An 18,313-nucleotide genomic window follows, 5' to 3' on the forward strand; every position below is an offset into this window, starting at 1 on the left:
ACACAGCAGACGGGCTTGGTTGTGTGATGGAGCCCTTCAACGGAGTTGTCGTTCGCGTTGCGCAGCCAGACTTCCACATCAGGGGGAAGAGACTCTTCCACGCTTGCATAGCCGTGGTTCTGGCTGGTGACAAAGCAGGCTTTGGTGCGGATGTCGATGACGGGGTGGTTCCCTCCATGGTGGCCGTACTTCATTTTCATCGTTCTCCCTCCCAGCGCCCAGGTGATCAGCTGGTGACCCAGGCAGATGCCGAAGACCGGCAGAGAGTCCATAACCTCTTTGGCCATCGTTACTGCATCGCCAAGCAATGCAGGATCTCCGGGACCGTTGGAGAGCAGCAGTGCGTCGCAACCGCTTCCAAGGATCTCTTCGGCCTGAACGGAAGGAGGGAAGAGTGTAACCGCTACATTGCGCTTGTAGAGCTCTGCGATTATCGAACGTTTGATGCCGAAGTCCACTACGGCAAACCTGAGTATGGGATTCTTGGGGAGGTCGGGCAGTACCGGGTCTTTGATCATCTGCCTTGTTGCAAAGCCTTCAATGAGGTCAAGCTCCCCGACATGAGGATAGACTCCAAGCCTTGCTAGAACCTGACGATATTGCTGGTCGGTAAGCTTTCCGTCCGTAGTTCTGAATACTGCAGCGTTCTGTGAACCCTGCTTTCTCAGGTGTATGGTGAGGGAACGGGTATCGATGTCGGTTACCCCGACTGTTTTCTGTCCAGCAAGGTAGGCATCTAAAGAGACCCTCTTCAAAGGAAGAGGGCCTTCATATGCTTGGTGAACGATAAGTGCAGTACAACAGATGGGGCTTGGACTGGAGAGTCCTTCATCGAAATCCGGTTCACACCCATAGTTTCCTATGTGTGGATAGGTCATGACCACCATCTGTCCATGGTAGGAGGGATCGGTGAGAATCTCCTGGTATCCGGTCATGCTGGTGTTGAAAACGACTTCTGCCGCTACCAAGGATTCGTCAAGCAACGGAGCCGGCGCTCCAAATCCTCTTCCTTGGTATAAGGTTCCGTCTTCGAGAAGTAGAAAGCATGTATTCATTGTTGCTCCATCCGCTTACATTGTAGGGATGATAGCTAAAATCTTGGATTTATGCAACAGATTCTGCATGAATATACAACAAATCGGAAATATATTGGTTTATATGCAACAAATATTCTATAATTTGTTGCACTACTTCCTCTTTTCTTTTTTATCCAAGGTGAAGTGCTCCGAATTGAAAGCATCACTGCCCAGCCACAAGTCGATTCTCAGTCCGCTGTCTGAGTTTTCGACGCTGGCGTGCTTGATCTGCCAACCGATGAGTTTCAGCCTTGCGTCCCAGGCCATGTCGTGGCCGGCCATAAGTCCGTAGTATTCAGCCAGCTCGGGTCTGCTCTTCTGGGGATTGAGGGAGTTGTAAATCCGCTTGATCTCTTCTTCCGATCTCATCTGGTCGTCAAAGAAGCTGATATGCGCACCATCGTCTTCCTGGTGCAGGGAGACAACAAGTCTGAGCGGATTGCCTTCGAGCAGGAAGTTCGTCACTTCCCCTATCAGTCGTCCGAGAAACTCTTTTCGTTTCATGTGGTGAAATCCTCCTTCGGGCGATTGGTTTTGTACCACTGCAGGATTGCGATGAACAAGCTGGCGGTAAGTCCTCCGGCAAATCCGTTGTTGTAGAGATCGAGTCCGGCATGCCAGGAGGCGGTCACTTCCACCATGACAAGATGGATGAAGCCTGCAAGCAGGCCGGCGATGACTCCGAACTGTCCGGCAATGGGTGCGAGTGTGGTGGAGAAGAGGGCGGCAAGCAAGGGGCTTGGGGCGGTGGGGGATTTTGCGAATACCAGGGTTGAGAGAATGACACCCGTCACTACCGGGACGGTGTTCCTCAAGGTCTTGCCGAAGCCGCCGAAGGCCATGATGGTAAAGAGTCCTCCGATCACCGGTCCGTTGATCGGTCCGCCTACTGCGAGCACGTAGGCCCAGTAGAGCAATCCAAGCAGGCCGATATTCAGCAGCGTCCCCCCGAAATAGCCGGTATCGAAGAAGTCGTAGGGAAGACGTCCGGTCAGTTTTTGGATTGCAAGAAAACCTTCGAAGCTTCGCTTGGGCTTGTCAACGATGAGGGCGGTTGCCATCAAGAGAAGACTGAAAAGGGGAACAATCAGGACCAAAGGAAGGGAAAAGGCTGTATTCCATGTCACCGTGATGGCTTGCATCCTATTCAATGCAAGCAGCAGGTTTGCTGCAAACAGGCCGATGAATCCGCAGCTGAAGCCGATGTTGTACAGGTTGTAGCCCTGATGGAGCTGCAGCATCGAACCGGCAACTGCAGGGAGAATGAACCCTGCGAGCATGCCGCTGAGCAATCCAAGAGGGATGGAGAGATGGTGGGGAAGGTCGAGGGCGAACATGACATAGGTAACCAAGGGCCCGAGGGCGGTGCCGAACAAGGCGATGAGGCTGTAGGATCCAAAGGTTTTTCGGGCAAGCTTGCTGGCAAACCATACACCCAGGATGAGGGGAATGCAGTTGAGCAGCGTGTTGCCGAAGAAGGCGAAGCCCATCATGGTCAGGATTGCAGAGAGTGTGGGGCCTGAAAGACTGACTGTGGCAAAGTAGACCAGTACCAAGCCCAGTGATCCAACACTTGCTGCATTGAACATGGCCGTCCCGATTCCATAGAGGGTGAAGTCGTTGATCAGGCGCGCACTCTCTTTCTGCAGGGACACTACCTGCTTCACAACCTCCAAGGGACCTTCCAGCGCCATTCCGGTTATGAAGAGTGCAGTTATCAGAAGGATTGTCAGAAGATACAAAAGCTTTTCACTACGCTGCACGGTGCCTCCTCTGGTATATAGGTATGCTACCGATGGGAAAGCTGCTAGTCAAATAAAAAAGCTGTCTCTTTCGAGACAGCCGATCGGCATGATTGTTGTTCAGTACCAGAGTTCGATCCCTCCGCTTACGGTGGAAAGGACAACCTTGTTCCTGGCATTTCCGGTCTCCAGTGCAGCACTCTTGCCCATATCCTTGTCATTGAAGAGTATCTGGCCGCTGGTGGTGGAAGCTTGGATTTTCAAGTCGGAACTCTGATACAAATCGATTTGTACAGATCCACTGGTAGACCCTGCGTTCAACGACCCGCCGTCCAGGATCTTCACCTCTGCCTCGACACTGCCGCTGATGGACTTCAGCTGTGCATCTTGTGCCTCGACATGCTGGACTTCGATGCCGCCGCTGGTGCTTGCAAGCTCAACTGATTGCCCGCTGACAACTTCACTTCCCTTGATGGTGCCGCTGATGCTGCTCAGCTTGATGTCCTGTTCGGCGGTGAGCGTCAAGAAGTCAAGTTCTCCGCTGGTGTTCCTTGCTTGCAGGCTCTTGCCCTGGATGGGGTGAAGAAGCCTGATATCAGCCGAGGTGCTGGACAGCTCCAGGGTGTCCAGGCGGGAGGCAGGCAGGGTGATGACCAGCGCCGAAGGGGAATAGGAGAAGAAACGGGAAAACCATGCTTTCTTGGGTTTGACGTCCACGTTCAGGCTCCTGCCGGTTTTCGAGACCGACAGGCTGTCCGACTCATTTCTTCCGATTGAGACAGAAGCGCCTTTTGCGGCGTTGTCCACCTCAATGACAATATCGTTTGAAATCGTGGAAACCTTCAGAGAATCGGTGGTCGCGAAATCAATGGACTCATTGATGCGGCTGTCCCTGTTTCGGACGTTCCACCCTCTGCTTGCGGTGAAGCCGAGGGCCAACAGGACGACCAGGATGATCAGGAACACCTTGTTGGCCTTGGTATCTTTGAGCATATCAGTTTCCCTGATGGAATCGTTCGTCCCAATCTCGTTCCTTGTTGAACATCTCGCTTTCCATTTTCTCAACCTTGCGCTTCAGTCTCTCATACTCAGCCTTTAGTTCCGCTTCGCTCTGCTTGGGTTCGTCTTCACTGTAGATTGTGCTGCTGGAGTATGAGGACTCAGGATTCATCGGAATCAAGAGTGCTGCAGCCAAGTAGATCAAGGCTCCAGGGAAGACTCCGGTGGCAATGACCACCAGGAAAACAATCAAGCGAACCGGATCGGCGGGCAGGTCCCTCCATTCAGCAAGGCCGGTGCAAACCCCGAAAATCTTTCCCCGAGGGGATCTGTACAATTTTTTGGTAGCCATGGCAATCATTCCTTCCATTCCTTATCTTGCATACCTTCAGGCTTTGCCTTCCGGTTGTTCAGTATAGTTTCCAGATTTGCCAGCCTCTGCTGCAAATCATCGATGCCCTTCTTCAGCTCAGCCCGGTTCGATGTCTGCTTCCATTCAGTAAAGGAAGAATCCACCGTATTCCGCTTCTTCCCGCTCTTGACCTTGGTCGAACTGTAGGTCCCAGGAGGAAGCCCCATTTCCATCTCCCGCATCCTGAGGGCTGCATCAATCTTCTTCCTTCTGAGATTGTACCGATGGTCGATGGTGGAAATGATGATGATGAACGTGAAGATGACAGACAGAATCAAAACAGGTTCCATGTTCTTCCTCTACTTTACAAGCCGGCACGCTTGCGCAGTTCAGCGATTTCGGCATCGATGTCGTCCATCTCTTCCAGGTCTCTGAACTTATCGTCGAGAGAAGAATTGGCGGACCGACCCATCTCATTGTTTGCCTGCATCCGGTCGATCTTCTCTTCCATATCACTGAATCGACCGAAGGTGCTGCTGTCGCCGGCGCGCTTGAGAGCCTCTTGTGCCGCCTGCTCCTCACGTGCACGCTTTGCCCGTTCAACCATCATCTGATACTTCTGCTTGACTGTGGTGAGCTTGTCCTCGATTTGATTGATTTCGCTCTTTGCGGTCCTGATCAAGTCATCATACGCGGCAAGTTCAGCCTGCAGCTGATCAAGGGATGCCTTGGCCTGCTTTCGCTCCAACAGCGCTTCCCTGGCCAGATCTTCCCGCCCTTTGCTGATGGCAAGCTCCGCTCTGCTCTGCCAGCGGTCGACGGCACTGAGCGCCTCCTTGTAGGTGCGTTCGGTTTTGGCTCTGCTGGCCATTTTTGCAGCGCAGGAACTCTTCAGCTCGATCAGGGTATCTTCCATCTCCTGCATCATCAACTTGATCATTTTTTCCGGATCTTCCGCCTTGTCGAGCAGTGAGTTGATATTTGCGTTGACAATATCCAAGAATCTTGAAAACACTCCCATACTTCTCTCCTTAGGTAGTAGTACCACCTGTGTTCGTGAAAATCTAGATGCACGAATCGTGCCAACTATTAAAAGATTGATAAAAAGTATCTAAATCGCCATTTTATCGAGGATTGCGGCCCCTCCTCTTTTCGCACTGTCCAAGCTGTGCTACCCTGACGCTGGTGAAACCTGCCAAGGATGGCTAAATTTACCAAGTGAGGTGGAGTATATGGAAGCCGTGCAAGCCGGATACAACCAACAACCCTTGGGTGAGAGTGAAGTCTTTTTGGACTTCCAAAGCAAACTCAGCCGGGCTGCAACCGTCAATCGCTCGGTGCTGCTTGTAGGGGAGCGGGGCAGCGGCAAGGAGATTGCCGCCAGGCGTCTTCACTTCCTCTCTCAGCGTTGGCAGCAGAACTTGGTGACGGTCAACTGCGCAGCCCTTCCTCCATCCCTTATCGAAACCGAACTCTTCGGCTATGAGCAAGGTGCCTTCACCGGAGCACAGAAAACCCGCAAGGGAAGATTCGAGGAAGCCGAAGGAGGGACGCTCTTTTTGGACGAGATCGGCTTGATCCCCTTGGAAGTCCAGGAAAAAATCCTTCGGGTGGTCGAGTACGGCACCTATGAGCGGGTGGGCTCTTCGGTGACCCATGAAACAAACGTGCGGATCATCGGGGCGACCAATTCCGATCTGCCGTCCTTGTGCAAGGAAGGGAAGTTCAAGGAGGATTTGCTGGACCGGCTCTCCTTCGAGGTTCTGTTTCTTCCCCCGCTTCGAGAACGGGGCGAGGATATCATTCTCCTGGCCACGTATTTCGCCTCCAAGATGGCTCTTGAGTGCGGGCGCAAGGAGATGCCTTCCTTCACTGACTCCGTCATCTCCCAGATGCTTGGCTATCCTTGGCCTGGAAATGTTCGTGAGTTGAAGAATGTCGTTGAGCGGGCCGTTTATCGCAGTGATGCTTCCTTGATCGAATACCTGGAGTTCAACCCCTTCGACAATCCTTTCAAGCAAAAGAGTCAGGAAATCACCGATCCTCCCTTGCAGGAAGCAGAACTTGATTTGCGTCAGTTTGAGACGGCCCGCCTGGAATTGGACCTCAAGTATCTGCGTCAAGCACTGAAGATGGCTTCAGGCAACCAGAAAGAGGCGGCCAAGCTGCTCAATCTGACCTATGATCAGTTGCGGGGGCTGTACCGCAAATATCAGGACCGTCTGCAAGAAGAAGAGCAGGACACCAAATGATGTCCTGCTCAAGGAAGAAACTCAATGACAGTCATGAAAAAACGTCTGATTCGGTTATCGTGAAGGCAGCATGAGTGCTGTCAGGATGTAGGCGATGGCCATCGGAACGAATCCAACCGAGAAGAGCAGGATAAGGCCGATGATTCTGAGCAGGAGTACTGGAAGCCCCGACCAGGTGGCCAATCCTTGGAACACTCCCAATATCATGCCCCGTCTTTCACGATACAGGGTACGATCCTCTTCTCTGTCGTAATACATTATTTCTGCTCCTTCTTCTTGGTCATAGACTGTTTCAAACTCTCAAGCTCGGCCTCGATGGTGCTATCGGATTCCATTCTGGCAAACTCGTCACTGGCTGAGGGCTTCCCATGATAACCGGCCATCTCGGCATCGGCTTCCATCCGCTCGATCTTGCTTTCAAGCTCGCTGAACTTGCGGGCAAGGTCTGCACTGTCGCTGCTATTCAGCGTTTGGGCAACCTGCTTCTTCTCCTTGGCGCTTCTTGCTCTCTGGACGAGGATCTGCTGTTTGTCCTTGACTTCCTTGAGCTTGTCGGCGATCTGGGTGAGCTGGGCACTCTGGCTTGCAAGGATGGAAGTCAGATTGGCAAGCTGCTCTTCAATGCGCTGTACCTGCTCTGCGGCATGCTTTTTCTCCAGGAGGGCTTCGCGGGCCAGGTCCTCACGACCATTGGTGATGGCCAGCTTTGCACGGTCTTCCCAACGAAGGACGGATTTCTCAAACTCGGCCTTTTCTCTCTCCAGGCTTGCTTGCTCCGCTTTGCGGGCTGCCATGGAAGAACGGGCCTTGGTCTGGGTATCCTCCAGTTCGGTGATCATCAGGCTGATCATCTTTGCCGGATCTTCAAGCTTGTCCAAAGCACTGTTGACGTGTGAGTTGAAGATATCGGCGATTCTTTTAAACATCTGCATCATTGTCTCCTTTCGCCACCGGGTGGCTGTTGTGGTTTCGTTGTTACGTAGATACATATGCAGATGGCGTGCCAACTTTTCCAAACACGTACTTTTCCTAGGTTTTTTGTTTCGGACAGCGCAGAATTGGTCGGTTTTTGCCTTGCTGTGGTAAAAAATACCAAACAGCATGGGAAACGATGCCAATCCATTGTGCTTGTAAGGACGCAACAGAGCATGTAGACTGAAGCTCATGAGTACTTTCTATATGGTGGCGACACCGATCGGGAACCTTGAGGATATCACCTACCGGGCTGTACAGACGCTGAAAAGCGTGGATGTGATCGCCTGCGAGGACACCCGCCACACCCAGCAGCTGCTGAATCATTTTGAAATTTCCAAGCGCCTGATCGCTTGTCACGCCCATAACGAAATCAACTCGGCCAAAGGCATTGTTGAGCTCTTGGGCAGTGGATTGGATGTAGCTTTCGTCAGCGATGCCGGAACCCCCGGGATCAGCGACCCGGGAGCCAGGGTCGTCACCGCCGTCAGGGAGGCGGGTTTTCCCATCGTCCCCATCCCCGGCCCCAGCGCCGTTGCAACTTTGGTAAGCGTTGCCGGTTATGTCGGCAAGAGCTTCACCTTCGAGGGATTTCTCAGCCCCAGGAAAGGCAGAAGGACCAAGCGCCTTGTGCAATTGTTGGAACGCGATGAGGCATTCGTCCTCTATGAATCCCCCTTCCGCATCGTAAAAACTTTGGAGGAGATAGCCGCCCTCGATGCGAAGCGGATGGTGGTGGCTGGTCGGGAGATGACCAAGAAGTTTGAGGAGTTTCTCCAAGGTAGTGCAGGCGAGGTTGCCTCCACGCTTGCAGGCAGGGATGCAATCAAGGGGGAGTTCGCCGTATTGGTGGCTCCCAGGCAGGTGAGCGAAGACGATGATAACGATAGCGAAGCTTAGGACACTCGGAGATCGCACATGCGTACGCAAGTGCGCCCTGCTGTTTCACCAGCAGGCGAAGCTCGCACTGCGCAATCAGCACGATCGGGTATATCTTTCAGCCTTGGCCGGTCTGTTTGACTCTGCACAGTTCCAAGCCGTGCTTGCTGAAGATGAACGCTCCCGCCTGCTCACTCTTGGCAGGAAACTTGGGGTGGTGCAAGGCCTGGATCTGGCGGTAACGTGCGATGATATCCACTACCTGCTCTTGCAGGCATTGGGAACTGATAGTGCCGATTGGGATTTTATCGATGAACTGGGAAACCTCGATGCGAGCCGGCGTACGATCCTCGATCATATCCTCGTCCTTGACCGGATCCGCTCACCCTACAACATCGGTTCCATCTTCCGTTCTGCAGACTCGTTCGGCATCCAGAAAATCTATCTCATTGAGGGGTGCGCCGCCGTCGACCATAGCCGGGCACTCAAGACAAGCCGTGGGTGCACCCAAACCGTAGAGCATGAGGTGATCGGCGAGGAGGCCATGCTTGAGCGGTTGCAAGCACTCGACCTTCCGCTGTTTGCCCTGGAAACCGGGGGGACCGAGCTTGATGCATTTGCATTCCCCTCCAAGGGGGTTGCCGTGATCGGCAGTGAGGAGCTGGGGGTGAGCCCGGCTTTGCTTGGCGCCTCAGAAGCATCGCTGGGCAGGCTTTCCATCGTGCAAGCCGGGACCAAAGGTTCCCTCAATGTTGCAGTAGCCGCCGGGATCATGATGCATGGCTGGTTCACCGTATGAAACTGATGCGCACCCCCTCTCTCAATGCAGAGCAGAACTATCAGCGCCTGACCGAGCAACCGGTACGGTCGCTCATCCTGCAGTTGGCCGCCCCGACGATCATCAGCATGCTCATCACCTCCTTCTATTCAATGACCGATACGATTTTTGTCAGCCGATTGGGCACCGAGAGCAGTGCTGCGGTGGGGATTGTCTATTCAATCATGAGCATCATCCAGTCGATCGGCATCACATTCGGCCAAGGCTCGGCCAATACGGTTTCGCGCTTGCTCGGCTCTAAGAAACGCACTGAAGCCGACGAGGTCTTCAGTACCGCTTTTTTCACATCGATGGGCATCGCCATGATCTTCACCCTGCTGGGGTTGGCGGGAACCGGTTCGCTGGTACGGTTTCTTGGTGCCACACCGACCATTGCACCAGAGGCTGAGCGCTATGCCTCGGTGATTCTCATCGGCGCCCCTTGGATGACGGTCTGCTATACGATGAACAACAACCTCCGATCGGAAGGCAAGGCCCACCTTGGCATGCTCGGGATGAGCAGCGGGGCCGTTCTCAATGTGATTCTCGATCCGATTTTCATCTTCGCCCTGGATATGGGCATCAGGGGGGCCGCCCTTGCAACGGTTCTTAGTCAAGGCGTCAGTTTTTTCATCCTCTTTTCTCATTTCGTCAAGAGAAGAAGCAACCTGCATCTGTCTGTGCGCCATGTGAGACTGAAGTGGTGGATTTACCGGAATATCTTCACCGTCGGTGCCCCTTCGCTCTTTCGGACCATGCTGCACACCGTCTCTGCAATCTGCTTGAACGTTTTTTCCGCCCCCTTCGGCGACGTGGCGATTGCCGCGATGTCCATCACCACGCGCGTGATGCAGTTCCTCAACTCGGCCTTGATCGGATTCGGACAGGGGTTGCAGCCGGTTGCCGGATTCAGCTGGGGGGCCAAGCGATACGACCGCCTGGTCGAGGCCTTCAAGTTCTGTGTCCGAACCGGGGTGTTGGCCTTCACCTTCATCGGTGTGATTTGTTTTGCCACAGCGCACTACATCATGTTGTTGTTTCTCTCCGACCCGGCTGTCATCGCCATCGGGACGGTTGCCATACGGTACCAATGCATCCTGATGCCCCTGTCAGCCTTCAACACCTTGAGCGGGATGGTGTTCCAAAGCACCGGACACAGCAGTTCAAGCTCGGTTTTGGCCTTGGCCAGGCAGGGTTTCTTCTTCATTCCGGTCATTGCCCTGCTTCCCGGTTTGGTCGGAATTGTCGGTTTGCAGCTTGCCCAGCCCATCGCTGATGTGCTTACCTTTGTCCTGTCGCTTGCCTACATCCTGCCTTTCTTGAAGCGGCTGCAGAGCCTAGCCTCTGTTGGCTAGGACCGCCTGATACATCTTTTTCAGCCTGTCCTCGATATCGTAGTTGAAGTTGCCGGCACTGTAGTTGCCCTTTGCGTTGCGGATGCCTGCCGGCCGTTCAGTCAAGAGCTGCATGCCCTCGTCGATGGTTTTGATAGGGTAGATGAAGAATTGTTTGGCCTTGATCGCTTCAAGCACCTCATAGCCGAGAATCAGGTTGCGTACATTCTGGAAAGGAATGATCACTCCCTGCCTGCCGGTGAGGCCGGTCGCCTGGCAGGTATGGAAGAAGCCTTCAATTTTCTCGTTGATGCCGCCCACCGGCTGGATCATGCCCATCTGGTTCACTGAACCGGTTACCGCTATGTCCTGACGCACGGGAAGCTCGCCGATGGCTGAAAGCAAGGCATACAGCTCGCTGGATGAGGCGCTGTCCCCATCCACTTCGGCATAGGACTGCTCGAAGGCAATCCCTGCATAGATGGAGAGCGGGAAGGTTCGGGCATAGTGCTTGCGCAGGTACCCCTCGAGAATCAACAGGCCCTTGTCGTGGATTTCCCCGCTCAGGCCTGCCTCATGCTCGATGTTCACAATGCCCTCGTTGCCCGGGGCTACAGTGCAGCTGATCACCGTCGGAGTCCCGAAGGAGGCGCTTCCCCTGTCCATGACGGCCAAGCCGTTGACCACGCCGATCTTGGTGCCGGTGAGGCTGATGATCATATCGCCGCTGATGATCTCTTCGTTGATCTTGCTTTCGCTGATGCCGTTGGCATACTCCCGCTCTGCATGGGCGGTGAGGACCACCTGGTCATCAATCTGCTTTTTCTGATGGTAGTGAGCCCACCAGTTCGCCTCCTCAAGCAGGTCGTAGAGGGTGGAGAACTGGGTGCTCAGGTGTTCACGCGACTCTACATACCAGCAGCTGTATCTGAGCAGCTGGAGGAAGGCTTCATCGCTGAGGTCGAGCAACCCATTGGTCTTTGCGTAATTGTCCAGGTTTGCGATTGTCTGGGCGATTGCCTTCTCATCGAGGTTCATGGAGTAGTCGAACTGCGCACAAAGTTTGAAAAGGGTGAGAAAGCGCTCATCCCCTTCGGTAAGGGTGTCATAGGTCTCTTCACTGCCGATGAGGATTACTTTGACCGGCAGCGGGGGCATCTGCGGCCTGATGAAAGGGCTTCGGAGCTCTCCCTTGGTGATGACGTTGCTCTCAACGGTCAGGGCGTTGGCATCGAGGTAGCGTTTCAGAGCATCCCACAGGCCCTGCTCGCTGAGCAGCTCCTCGGCATCGATGACCAAAAAGCCCCCAATCGCCTCCATCAGGGTCCCCGCATGCAACGCAAGGTGGGGCATGTTCTGATTGCTGTCCACCGAACCGAACAGGTTCGAAAAGGATGGATGAGTTTCAATGATGAAGGGCCTTTCGGTTGCTTTTGCATGGTTGACCAAGAGGTTGGCCCGGTATTTGGTTGCGATCGGATCAACCTTGCAGGCCTTTTCGTCAAGGTTCTGGATATGCCTTTCCATTCGCTTGAGGTCCGTACGTATATGGGCGAAATGGTCGCGCAACGAGGCTTGGGGGAACTGGGATTCGAACTCTGAGAGCAGCTGGAGTGCCGTTGCATAAAAGTCACGCTTGTGCAGGGCAAGGGCAAGGATTTCCTGGTTGAAGGCTTCTGCGGCGTCACAAAAAAGTTGGCCGTCCCCGCAATTGAAGGTAAGAACCCTGGGGCTGTTGGGCTGCAGGAAGTTGTAGACATAGACCAGGTCGCGCAATGACGAGGTGTCATGCCTGAGATTCCGCACTGCATGTCGCACTGCATTGTGCCTGCCGCTGCCGCTGTCGCCGCTGACAAAAATATTGTAGCCGCTTTTGGAGAGGGAAAGGCCCAGTTCAAGGGTTCTCAGGGCGCGCGGCTGGCCTACAATCGGTTCGCTGCTGCCAAGAGCTCTGCATGTTCGAATGGTTGCAAGGTCGAAGTCAAAGGAAGCTTCTTCGTATGTGAGCGGTTTTACTCTCACCTGTGTATCGGTCATGCTCGAACTATAGGTGGTGGAACAAAAGGTGTCAACTCTCTATACTGAGGCTATGAAACGTAGTGAACTTGTCTCCTATCTTGATGCGTATTTGGAAGTTGCCTCCTTTGAGGGAATCGATCGGTCGCTTAATTCCTTGGTGGTGGGACCGTCGGAGCGCGAGGTGCATACCGTTGCCTTTGCCGTCGACGCCTGCCAAGCCACGTTCGAGAAGGCGATGGAAGAGCATGCCGACCTCTTGGTGGTGCACCACGGTCTGTTCTGGGGGAATCCAATTGCAGTATGCGGGCCGCACTATACCAGGTTGAAGACTCTCATCGAGGGGAATCTTGATTTGTATGCGGCCCACCTTCCGCTGGATGCCCACAGTGAGGTGGGAAACAATATCGTCATGGCGCACAAGCTCGGTCTTCAGGACATCCAAGGCTTTGCCCCCTATAAGGGAAGGCTGCTCGGGTTCAAGGGGACCCTTGGCGAGGGCCGCAGTGCGGACTGGATCGCCTCTCGTTTGGGATTCGAGAATCCCCTGATCCTGCCTTTCGGCAATGAGCTGATACACCGGGTGGGCATTGTCAGCGGAGGGGCGGGTTCGGATGTGCTTGCCGCCCTCTCTGACGGCCTTGACTGCTTTGTGACCGGTGAATTCGAGCATCAGCACTATCATGATGCAGCAGAAGGCGGGATTACGGTTATCGCAGGAGGGCACTATACGACCGAGACCTTCGGTCTTTTGGCGCTCATGCAGCATGTCCGCGATACCTTCGGCCTTACCGTTGTCTTTGTTGCCAACCCCACCGGGTTATAGTATAGTCAGCACTATGGGACAAAACAAACGACGCTATCAGCCCTTGTTGCTCACAGCTTGTATTATCCTTTCCGACCAGCTTTCCAAGGCTTGGATAGTGAGGCACGTTGCAGAGAACACCGTTGGGTTTCAATTCCTGGGTGACTTTTTGGCTATTGTCCACGTGCGCAATACCGCCATTGCTTTCAGCATGGGCGACAGCCTGCCCTTGGCCGTCAAGCTGTTGTTTTTCATCATTGTTCCGGTATTGTTGGTCATCGCCGTTTTGTTCGTCTATTTTTCCAAGCGTTTTGTACTCAGTTCATTCCACCGATGGGTGTTGGCCCTTTTTTTGGGCGGAGGCATCGGAAACCTGATCGACCGGATTTTCCGGAATTTCAGGGTGGTGGATTTCATCAGCGTCAAAGTCTATGGATTTCTGGGTTTTGAACGTTGGCCGACATGGAATATTGCTGATGCATCCTTGGTTGTCAGCGGTATCCTGCTTGCGGCAAGCATCATCTTGGAATCCAAGGAAGGAAAGCATGTCTAAGAAATCGAATACCCTCTGGTTTATGCTGGCTGCCACGGTGCTGAACATCCTGTTGATGATGGTTCTCTTCATCGTTTGCTTCGTCCTGATCACCCGCTTTGTCGATCCCAACAGCTCCCTGATCCCGATGTGGCTGGGCTTGACGTTTGTGGTGAGCATCGGAGGAAGCTTCTTTGTCTACTCAAAGATCATCAAGTGGATGAACAAGAAGTTCAATCTTGAGCAGAACCTCAGTCCGCTTTGGGGTCGCAGACCCAACAAGCGCAAGCAGGAGTAGGTCCGATGGCCCTCTGTCTCTCCACCTTTTCAAAAATCTCGTGGTATCCTTTCAGCGATGAACCGGTTATCCGCAGCCAGTGGTACATGAGCCGGCTCTGCGATCCCTTCTTCCTGTTTCCCGAGGAGAGTCCGGATGGGAAGTGGCATCTTTTTGGTCACACCTGGGTGGGCCTCGAGCATTTCATCAGTGAGAATGGGATCAGCTGGGAACCCAGGAAGATGATTGAGCTCAGGGGTCATTCCCCCTCGATATACTACGAGGATGGCATCTACTACCTGATTTATGAGAAGCACAATGCTTCATTGCCACCCATCCGAAAAGGAAGGTTCAGACGAAGGGAACAGGAGAAAATCACCTACAGCCGCTTTGAGATGCGCTCCTCGACCGACTTGATCCTGTTCAGCGAGCCGAAAATTCTTTTGGACAGCCGCACCGTTCCCTTTGCAAAGGATGGATTGAAGAAAAGCCGGATATCCCGTCCCCAAATCATCAAGACCGAACAGGGCTACCGGCTCTATTTCGGTGCCTCCCACCTGCTTCTCCCCGATACCAAGCAGAAGACCAGCAGACATTTCGCCATGGCCCTTTCAAGCAGCTTGGAAGGCCCCTATGCCTTGGCCAATGAGGGAGAGCCCCTGCTCTCCCCCTATGCCGACGACCCCTACCGGAACATGGCTGTGGGAAGCATCAAGGTGGTGAAGACCGACGATGGATATGTAGGCTTCGAGTGTGCGATGTACTGGGACAAGAAACGGGCCAAGACAACCAGCATGCTGTTGCAGTTGGAAAGCACCGACGGGCTTGCTTTCAAGCCTTCGTTCCGTGCCCCGGTGCTCGTCCCCCCCCAATCGGGTTGGGCGAGCCGCTATATTGTCAGCTGTGATGTCCACTACAAGAGCGAGGAAGGCTGTTGGTACTGTTACTACAGTGCGAACTCCAAGAACGGCTTGTTTCCCGTTCGCGAGTCCATAGGTCTTTTGTTGGGCAAGGATCCCACCCTGCGCAAGGTCTTTATCTAAGGTCTTCCCTTCGTTTCCAGCCCGTGGTTCCAGACCACACCAAGGTGGTCGTTCCATCCTTTTCCTTGCGCAGAATCGTATGCCGGAGTGTCGGTTCATCGCCGAACAGGGCGTCTTGCTCCAGGCCATAGGTGTACACGCACAAATCGTCCTCGAGATAGGTCTGCCTCAGGTATGAGACATCGACCGATGCGACCTTGCAGCGGTTGCGGAAAGCCGAAGGCAGGCTTTCAAGAGCCCAGTTGAGGTACGATATGTTGTTAACATGGAGGTTTCGGTCGGTATCGAGGTAGGCGATGGTCGGCTTGAAGCTGCACAGCAGCACCTGGTTCTCGTCATCCTGCTTTTTGGGAAGGGTCATGTCCAGAGTATGGTCGGCCGGTGGAAGCCCGATCCTCAGTGACATGTCCATGGGTCGCAACGGCCTGCCGCTGTCCAGGTCGAGGATGGCCCAGTGGGTTTTGGCTGTAAAGAGGGCATTGCCCGCCTTGTCGAAGCCTTTGACGACACGGGGCAGGTGCAGCCTGATCGGCTCCTGGGCCCAGGTCTGGACCTCGATCACCTCGGGCCAACAGGTGTATCGCATGATTTCCATGCTGCTGCGGGTGATGACCCATGTCTTTCCTTCCTTGTGCAGATTGTTGATCGAACAACCGCGCATGGCTGCATGCATGCCGGCGGCTTCCTGGACGATCTGGAAATAGAAGGCCAATCGCGCTTCGGCGAAGCAGTCCGTCTCATAGCTGTAGGTGGTGAAAGAGCTGTGTGCAATGTTGTTTTCATCGATCGAGACAAGGTCAGATTTCATGCTGTTCTCCTGCATTCAGGGTATTCTTGTAGAAGCGGAGGGTGCTCCTGCCGTACTTGCGCTGGTCGTAACAGACCAGGTTTCCCACCTGCTCGGGCCATTGGCCCTTCTCCTCGGAGGGGTAATGGATGATGAACAGCCCTCCTTCGGAGAGCAGCTTCTGCTTGTCCACCGCTTGTGCGAGGCCGACCTTGCCTTGCATGGGGAAGGGTGGATCGGCATATACGATGTCATATTGGCGTTTTGCAGTAGGGATGAAGCGATGAACGTCGGCCATGAACAGGGTGATTTCACTCTCTACCATGCTGATGTTCTCAATGATCGTGGCTTTCTTGAGACGGTCCTTTTCAACCAAATGGACAGGAGCCGCCCCTCGGCTTGCCGCCTCGATGCCGACACAACCACTGCCGGTGAACAGGTCCAGCCAACTCTTTCCTTCCAGGTTTCCCAGGATGGAAAAAAGCGATTCCCGCATCATATCCATTGCAGGTCTTATGATTCCCGGGGGACAGGCGACTGTCCTTCCCCGATAGATTCCTCCGGTTATGCGCATGCTCTACACCTCACTTCGATGATAGTAACCTGAGCACACTTATGCAAGTTGCCGTTTCATGCCTCGCTGTGCTCTGCTTCAAAAGGTGGAGCCTCGGCCAAGACCGCCCTGATCGGTTCATGCTCGACAAGAAGCAGCCCCGGATCACGCTCCAATATGAGGTCGGCTTCGTTGCGGGCGATTTCGATGAGGGGAAGATCTTCGGTCAGTGAAGCGTAGATGAGCTTGAGGTATCCCGACTGCCTGGTGCCGGTAAGTTCGCCCGGGCCGCGGATGAGAAGGTCCTGTTCGGCGATGAAAAAGCCGTCATTGGACTCTTTCATCACCTTCAGACGCTGCTTCGCCTCATCGGTAAGCTCATTGCCGAAGACCAAAAAGCAATAGGACTGCAACACCGAGCGGCCGACGCGCCCTCTCAGCTGGTGCAAGGCCGACAGCCCGAAACGGTCGGCGTGTTCGATGACCATGCAGGTGGCGTTGGGAATGTCGATGCCGACTTCCACGACGCTGGTCGAGACAAGGTAAGAAAGTCTTCCCCCCTGATACTCTTTGAGGATGCGTACTTTCTCATCCTCGTCCAGCTTGCTGTGGATCAAGGCGGATGGTACGTCTGGATACTCGTTTTTCAAAAACTCATACATGTTTGTCACATCGCGCAGGTCGCTTTCTCCGCTGTCATCGATGCGGGGGTAGACAAAGTAGGCCTGATGGCCGCGTTGGAACTCAACCCCCACCGCCTGGTACATGCGCTTGCGGCTCTGCTCGTTGACCAGATGGGTGATCACCGGTTTGCGGCCGGGGGGCATGGTCTTGAGGGTGGAGACGTTGAGGTTCCCGAATACAGTCAGCGAGAGCGTGCGGGGTATGGGGGTCGCCGTCATGAGCAGCAGGTCGGGGACCTGCGCCTTTTCCAAAAGGGCGAGACGTTGTTCCACTCCAAAGCGGTGTTGTTCATCGATGATGACATACCTGAGGTTTTTAAAGGCGACTTCCGCAGAAAAGAGGGCGTGGGTGCCGATGACGATATCGACTTCCCCCTCTTTGATGGCTTCAAGCAGAAGCCTGCGTTCCTTGTTCTTGACCGAACCGGTCAGAAAAGCCAGCCTGATACCCAGATCCTGCAGCAGTGCAGCAGCTGATTCAGCGTGCTGTCGGGCCAAAAGCTCGGTAGGGGCCATGAAGGCCACCTGGGCTCCTTGGGAAAGGACATGCAGGGCGCTGATCCAAGCCACCAGGGTTTTGCCGCTGCCTACATCGCCTTGCAGCAAACGGTTCATGGGTATTTCACTGTCCAGGTCTTCCCGTATTTCCTTCAGGCTGGTTATCTGGTCGGCTGTCAGGCTGAAGGGGAGGCCTTCAATGAACTTCAATTCGAGCTTGGTAGGAATGCTTGGTCCTGTTTTGGCACTGCGTTGCACAAGGCTCTTGTGCCTGCGTGCGACCAACTGCAGGTAGAAGAGTTCGGTGAGGGCAAGGGTCCTGCGGGCTTGCTGCAACACCTCGATCGAGGGAGGAAAGTGATAGGCCCTGATGGCCTGATCGGTGGTCATGAGGTGGTAACGGTCGCGCATCGAAGCCGTCAATTCATCTTCAAAGGTATCGACGCTTGCCAGAACCGCCTTGATATTCGCCCTGATCAAGCGCTGGCTCAGCGAGCCGCGTAGGGGATAGATGGGAAGAATACGGCCGAACTGTTTGGGGAAATCCCCATCCTCGGTAGCCGGATAGAGTTCAAACTGGGAACATTGCAGCTCGCCACGGTTGTCCTTGACGCTGCCGTAGAGGTAGTAGATTCGCCCGACCTTGATGGTCTTTTCCAGAAAGTTGCGGCCGAAGCACAACAGGCTGAGCCTGCC

21 protein-coding genes are annotated in these 18,313 nt (G+C 54.2%); 8 read left to right on the forward strand and 13 right to left on the reverse strand.

The annotated features are described in order from the left end of the window. The 7 genes from carA to B3F49_RS01340 all read right to left on the reverse strand — a co-directional run. Positions 1-1,055: glutamine-hydrolyzing carbamoyl-phosphate synthase small subunit (gene carA / locus B3F49_RS01310; protein ID WP_293908630.1), on the reverse strand; the 1,055-nt coding region annotated here is incomplete at its 3' end. Positions 1,056-1,187: 132 nt separating this feature from the next. Beyond that, a complete protein-coding gene (locus tag B3F49_RS01315; protein WP_293892930.1) occupies positions 1,188-1,580 on the reverse strand; it encodes a hypothetical protein in 393 nt (130 codons plus the stop codon). Further along, entirely contained in the window at positions 1,577-2,839 is a 1,263-nt protein-coding gene (locus B3F49_RS01320) for a DUF1576 domain-containing protein (RefSeq protein ID WP_293908631.1), read from the reverse strand. The genes B3F49_RS01315 and B3F49_RS01320 overlap by 4 nt, the downstream gene beginning before the upstream one ends. 99 nt (positions 2,840-2,938) lie before the next feature. Further along, entirely contained in the window at positions 2,939-3,811 is an 873-nt protein-coding gene (locus B3F49_RS01325) for a DUF4097 family beta strand repeat-containing protein (protein WP_293892924.1), read from the reverse strand. A gap of 1 nt (position 3,812) precedes the next feature. Then, a complete protein-coding gene (locus tag B3F49_RS01330; RefSeq protein ID WP_293892921.1) occupies positions 3,813-4,169 on the reverse strand; it encodes a PspC domain-containing protein in 357 nt (118 codons plus the stop codon). Positions 4,170-4,174: 5 nt separating this feature from the next. Next, positions 4,175-4,519 (reverse strand): hypothetical protein, encoded by a 345-nt coding sequence (locus B3F49_RS01335; protein WP_293892918.1) that lies wholly within the window; start codon positions 4,517-4,519, stop codon positions 4,175-4,177. 14 nt (positions 4,520-4,533) lie between these two features. Beyond that, positions 4,534-5,190 carry a PspA/IM30 family protein gene (locus tag B3F49_RS01340; protein WP_293892915.1) on the reverse strand — a complete coding sequence of 219 codons (657 nt, stop codon included), beginning with the start codon at positions 5,188-5,190 and terminating at the stop codon, positions 4,534-4,536. Between the two features lie 211 nt (positions 5,191-5,401). Between B3F49_RS01340 and B3F49_RS01345 the strand changes: the two genes are divergently transcribed. After that, a complete protein-coding gene (locus B3F49_RS01345; RefSeq protein WP_293892911.1) occupies positions 5,402-6,421 on the forward strand; it encodes a sigma 54-interacting transcriptional regulator in 1,020 nt (339 codons plus the stop codon). A gap of 54 nt (positions 6,422-6,475) precedes the next feature. Here B3F49_RS01345 and B3F49_RS01350 read toward each other — a convergent pair whose 3' ends face one another. Further along, positions 6,476-6,679 (reverse strand): PspC domain-containing protein, encoded by a 204-nt coding sequence (locus B3F49_RS01350; protein ID WP_244772371.1) that lies wholly within the window; start codon positions 6,677-6,679, stop codon positions 6,476-6,478. Next, positions 6,679-7,353, reverse strand: a complete 675-nt coding sequence (locus tag B3F49_RS01355; RefSeq protein ID WP_293908632.1) for a PspA/IM30 family protein — start codon at positions 7,351-7,353, stop codon at positions 6,679-6,681. The genes B3F49_RS01350 and B3F49_RS01355 overlap by 1 nt, the downstream gene beginning before the upstream one ends. Positions 7,354-7,585: 232 nt before the next feature. Between B3F49_RS01355 and rsmI the strand changes: the two genes are divergently transcribed. Genes rsmI through B3F49_RS01370 form a run of 3 tightly spaced genes read left to right on the forward strand, consistent with a single transcriptional unit; the run spans position 7,586 to position 10,444 of the window. Next, complete coding sequence (gene rsmI / locus B3F49_RS01360; protein ID WP_293892900.1) at positions 7,586-8,293, forward strand: 16S rRNA (cytidine(1402)-2'-O)-methyltransferase; 708 nt, start codon at positions 7,586-7,588, stop codon at positions 8,291-8,293. Then, positions 8,271-9,071 (forward strand): TrmH family RNA methyltransferase, encoded by an 801-nt coding sequence (locus B3F49_RS01365; protein WP_293892897.1) that lies wholly within the window; start codon positions 8,271-8,273, stop codon positions 9,069-9,071. The genes rsmI and B3F49_RS01365 overlap by 23 nt, the downstream gene beginning before the upstream one ends. After that, entirely contained in the window at positions 9,068-10,444 is a 1,377-nt protein-coding gene (locus B3F49_RS01370) for an MATE family efflux transporter (protein ID WP_293908633.1), read from the forward strand. Before B3F49_RS01365 ends, B3F49_RS01370 begins: the two co-directional genes overlap by 4 nt. Here the strand turns inward: B3F49_RS01370 and B3F49_RS01375 are convergent. Then, a complete protein-coding gene (locus B3F49_RS01375) occupies positions 10,427-12,460 on the reverse strand; it encodes a Lon protease family protein (RefSeq protein WP_293908635.1) in 2,034 nt (677 codons plus the stop codon). The two genes, B3F49_RS01370 and B3F49_RS01375, sit on opposite strands and share 18 nt — an antisense overlap. Positions 12,461-12,512: 52 nt before the next feature. Here B3F49_RS01375 and B3F49_RS01380 point away from each other — a divergent pair, with 52 nt between their 5' ends. Genes B3F49_RS01380 through B3F49_RS01395 form a run of 4 tightly spaced genes read left to right on the forward strand, consistent with a single transcriptional unit; the run spans position 12,513 to position 15,096 of the window. Continuing rightward, entirely contained in the window at positions 12,513-13,265 is a 753-nt protein-coding gene (locus B3F49_RS01380) for a Nif3-like dinuclear metal center hexameric protein (RefSeq protein WP_293908636.1), read from the forward strand. Between the two features lie 13 nt (positions 13,266-13,278). Then, positions 13,279-13,797, forward strand: a complete 519-nt coding sequence (gene lspA / locus B3F49_RS01385) for a signal peptidase II (protein WP_293908637.1) — start codon at positions 13,279-13,281, stop codon at positions 13,795-13,797. Continuing rightward, positions 13,790-14,074, forward strand: a complete 285-nt coding sequence (locus B3F49_RS01390; RefSeq protein ID WP_293892882.1) for a leader peptide processing enzyme — start codon at positions 13,790-13,792, stop codon at positions 14,072-14,074. The genes lspA and B3F49_RS01390 overlap by 8 nt, the downstream gene beginning before the upstream one ends. A 5-nt stretch (positions 14,075-14,079) precedes the next feature. Further along, positions 14,080-15,096 (forward strand): hypothetical protein, encoded by a 1,017-nt coding sequence (locus B3F49_RS01395; protein WP_293908638.1) that lies wholly within the window; start codon positions 14,080-14,082, stop codon positions 15,094-15,096. Here B3F49_RS01395 and B3F49_RS01400 read toward each other — a convergent pair. The 3 genes from B3F49_RS01400 to recG form a co-directional block, all read right to left on the reverse strand. Beyond that, positions 15,089-15,904: an acyl-[acyl-carrier-protein] thioesterase gene (locus B3F49_RS01400; protein WP_293908639.1), complete on the reverse strand. Its 816-nt coding sequence runs from the start codon at positions 15,902-15,904 to the stop codon at positions 15,089-15,091. The two genes, B3F49_RS01395 and B3F49_RS01400, sit on opposite strands and share 8 nt — an antisense overlap. After that, positions 15,894-16,457: a 16S rRNA (guanine(966)-N(2))-methyltransferase RsmD gene (gene rsmD, locus B3F49_RS01405; protein ID WP_293892873.1), complete on the reverse strand. Its 564-nt coding sequence runs from the start codon at positions 16,455-16,457 to the stop codon at positions 15,894-15,896. The genes B3F49_RS01400 and rsmD overlap by 11 nt, the downstream gene beginning before the upstream one ends. Before the next feature lie 56 nt (positions 16,458-16,513). Continuing rightward, positions 16,514-18,313, reverse strand: a 1,800-nt coding sequence (gene recG / locus B3F49_RS01410) for an ATP-dependent DNA helicase RecG (protein WP_293892870.1), incomplete at its 5' end; no start/stop codon positions are given.

It is taken from the genome of Sphaerochaeta sp. UBA5836, assembly GCF_002432845.1.
In the GTDB taxonomy this organism is placed as follows: domain Bacteria; phylum Spirochaetota; class Spirochaetia; order Sphaerochaetales; family Sphaerochaetaceae; genus Sphaerochaeta.

What these genes read in the sequence shown, in the direction of transcription:
- B3F49_RS01330 (WP_293892921.1), bottom strand. Translation starts at nt 4,169, where the DNA reads ATGGCTACCAAAAAATTGTACAGATCCCCTCGGGGAAAGATTTTCGGG.
- B3F49_RS01380 (WP_293908636.1), top strand. Translation starts at nt 12,513, where the DNA reads ATGAAACGTAGTGAACTTGTCTCCTATCTTGATGCGTATTTGGAAGTT.
- B3F49_RS01325 (WP_293892924.1), bottom strand. Translation starts at nt 3,811, where the DNA reads ATGCTCAAAGATACCAAGGCCAACAAGGTGTTCCTGATCATCCTGGTC.
- B3F49_RS01390 (WP_293892882.1), top strand. Translation starts at nt 13,790, where the DNA reads ATGTCTAAGAAATCGAATACCCTCTGGTTTATGCTGGCTGCCACGGTG.
- B3F49_RS01375 (WP_293908635.1), bottom strand. Translation starts at nt 12,460, where the DNA reads ATGACCGATACACAGGTGAGAGTAAAACCGCTCACATACGAAGAAGCT.
- lspA (WP_293908637.1), top strand. Translation starts at nt 13,279, where the DNA reads ATGGGACAAAACAAACGACGCTATCAGCCCTTGTTGCTCACAGCTTGT.
- rsmD (WP_293892873.1), bottom strand. Translation starts at nt 16,457, where the DNA reads ATGCGCATAACCGGAGGAATCTATCGGGGAAGGACAGTCGCCTGTCCC.
- B3F49_RS01400 (WP_293908639.1), bottom strand. Translation starts at nt 15,904, where the DNA reads ATGAAATCTGACCTTGTCTCGATCGATGAAAACAACATTGCACACAGC.
- B3F49_RS01340 (WP_293892915.1), bottom strand. Translation starts at nt 5,190, where the DNA reads ATGGGAGTGTTTTCAAGATTCTTGGATATTGTCAACGCAAATATCAAC.
- B3F49_RS01355 (WP_293908632.1), bottom strand. Translation starts at nt 7,353, where the DNA reads ATGCAGATGTTTAAAAGAATCGCCGATATCTTCAACTCACACGTCAAC.
- B3F49_RS01350 (WP_244772371.1), bottom strand. Translation starts at nt 6,679, where the DNA reads ATGTATTACGACAGAGAAGAGGATCGTACCCTGTATCGTGAAAGACGG.
- B3F49_RS01335 (WP_293892918.1), bottom strand. Translation starts at nt 4,519, where the DNA reads ATGGAACCTGTTTTGATTCTGTCTGTCATCTTCACGTTCATCATCATC.
- B3F49_RS01395 (WP_293908638.1), top strand. Translation starts at nt 14,080, where the DNA reads ATGGCCCTCTGTCTCTCCACCTTTTCAAAAATCTCGTGGTATCCTTTC.
- B3F49_RS01345 (WP_293892911.1), top strand. Translation starts at nt 5,402, where the DNA reads ATGGAAGCCGTGCAAGCCGGATACAACCAACAACCCTTGGGTGAGAGT.
- B3F49_RS01370 (WP_293908633.1), top strand. Translation starts at nt 9,068, where the DNA reads ATGAAACTGATGCGCACCCCCTCTCTCAATGCAGAGCAGAACTATCAG.
- B3F49_RS01315 (WP_293892930.1), bottom strand. Translation starts at nt 1,580, where the DNA reads ATGAAACGAAAAGAGTTTCTCGGACGACTGATAGGGGAAGTGACGAAC.
- B3F49_RS01365 (WP_293892897.1), top strand. Translation starts at nt 8,271, where the DNA reads ATGATAACGATAGCGAAGCTTAGGACACTCGGAGATCGCACATGCGTA.
- rsmI (WP_293892900.1), top strand. Translation starts at nt 7,586, where the DNA reads ATGAGTACTTTCTATATGGTGGCGACACCGATCGGGAACCTTGAGGAT.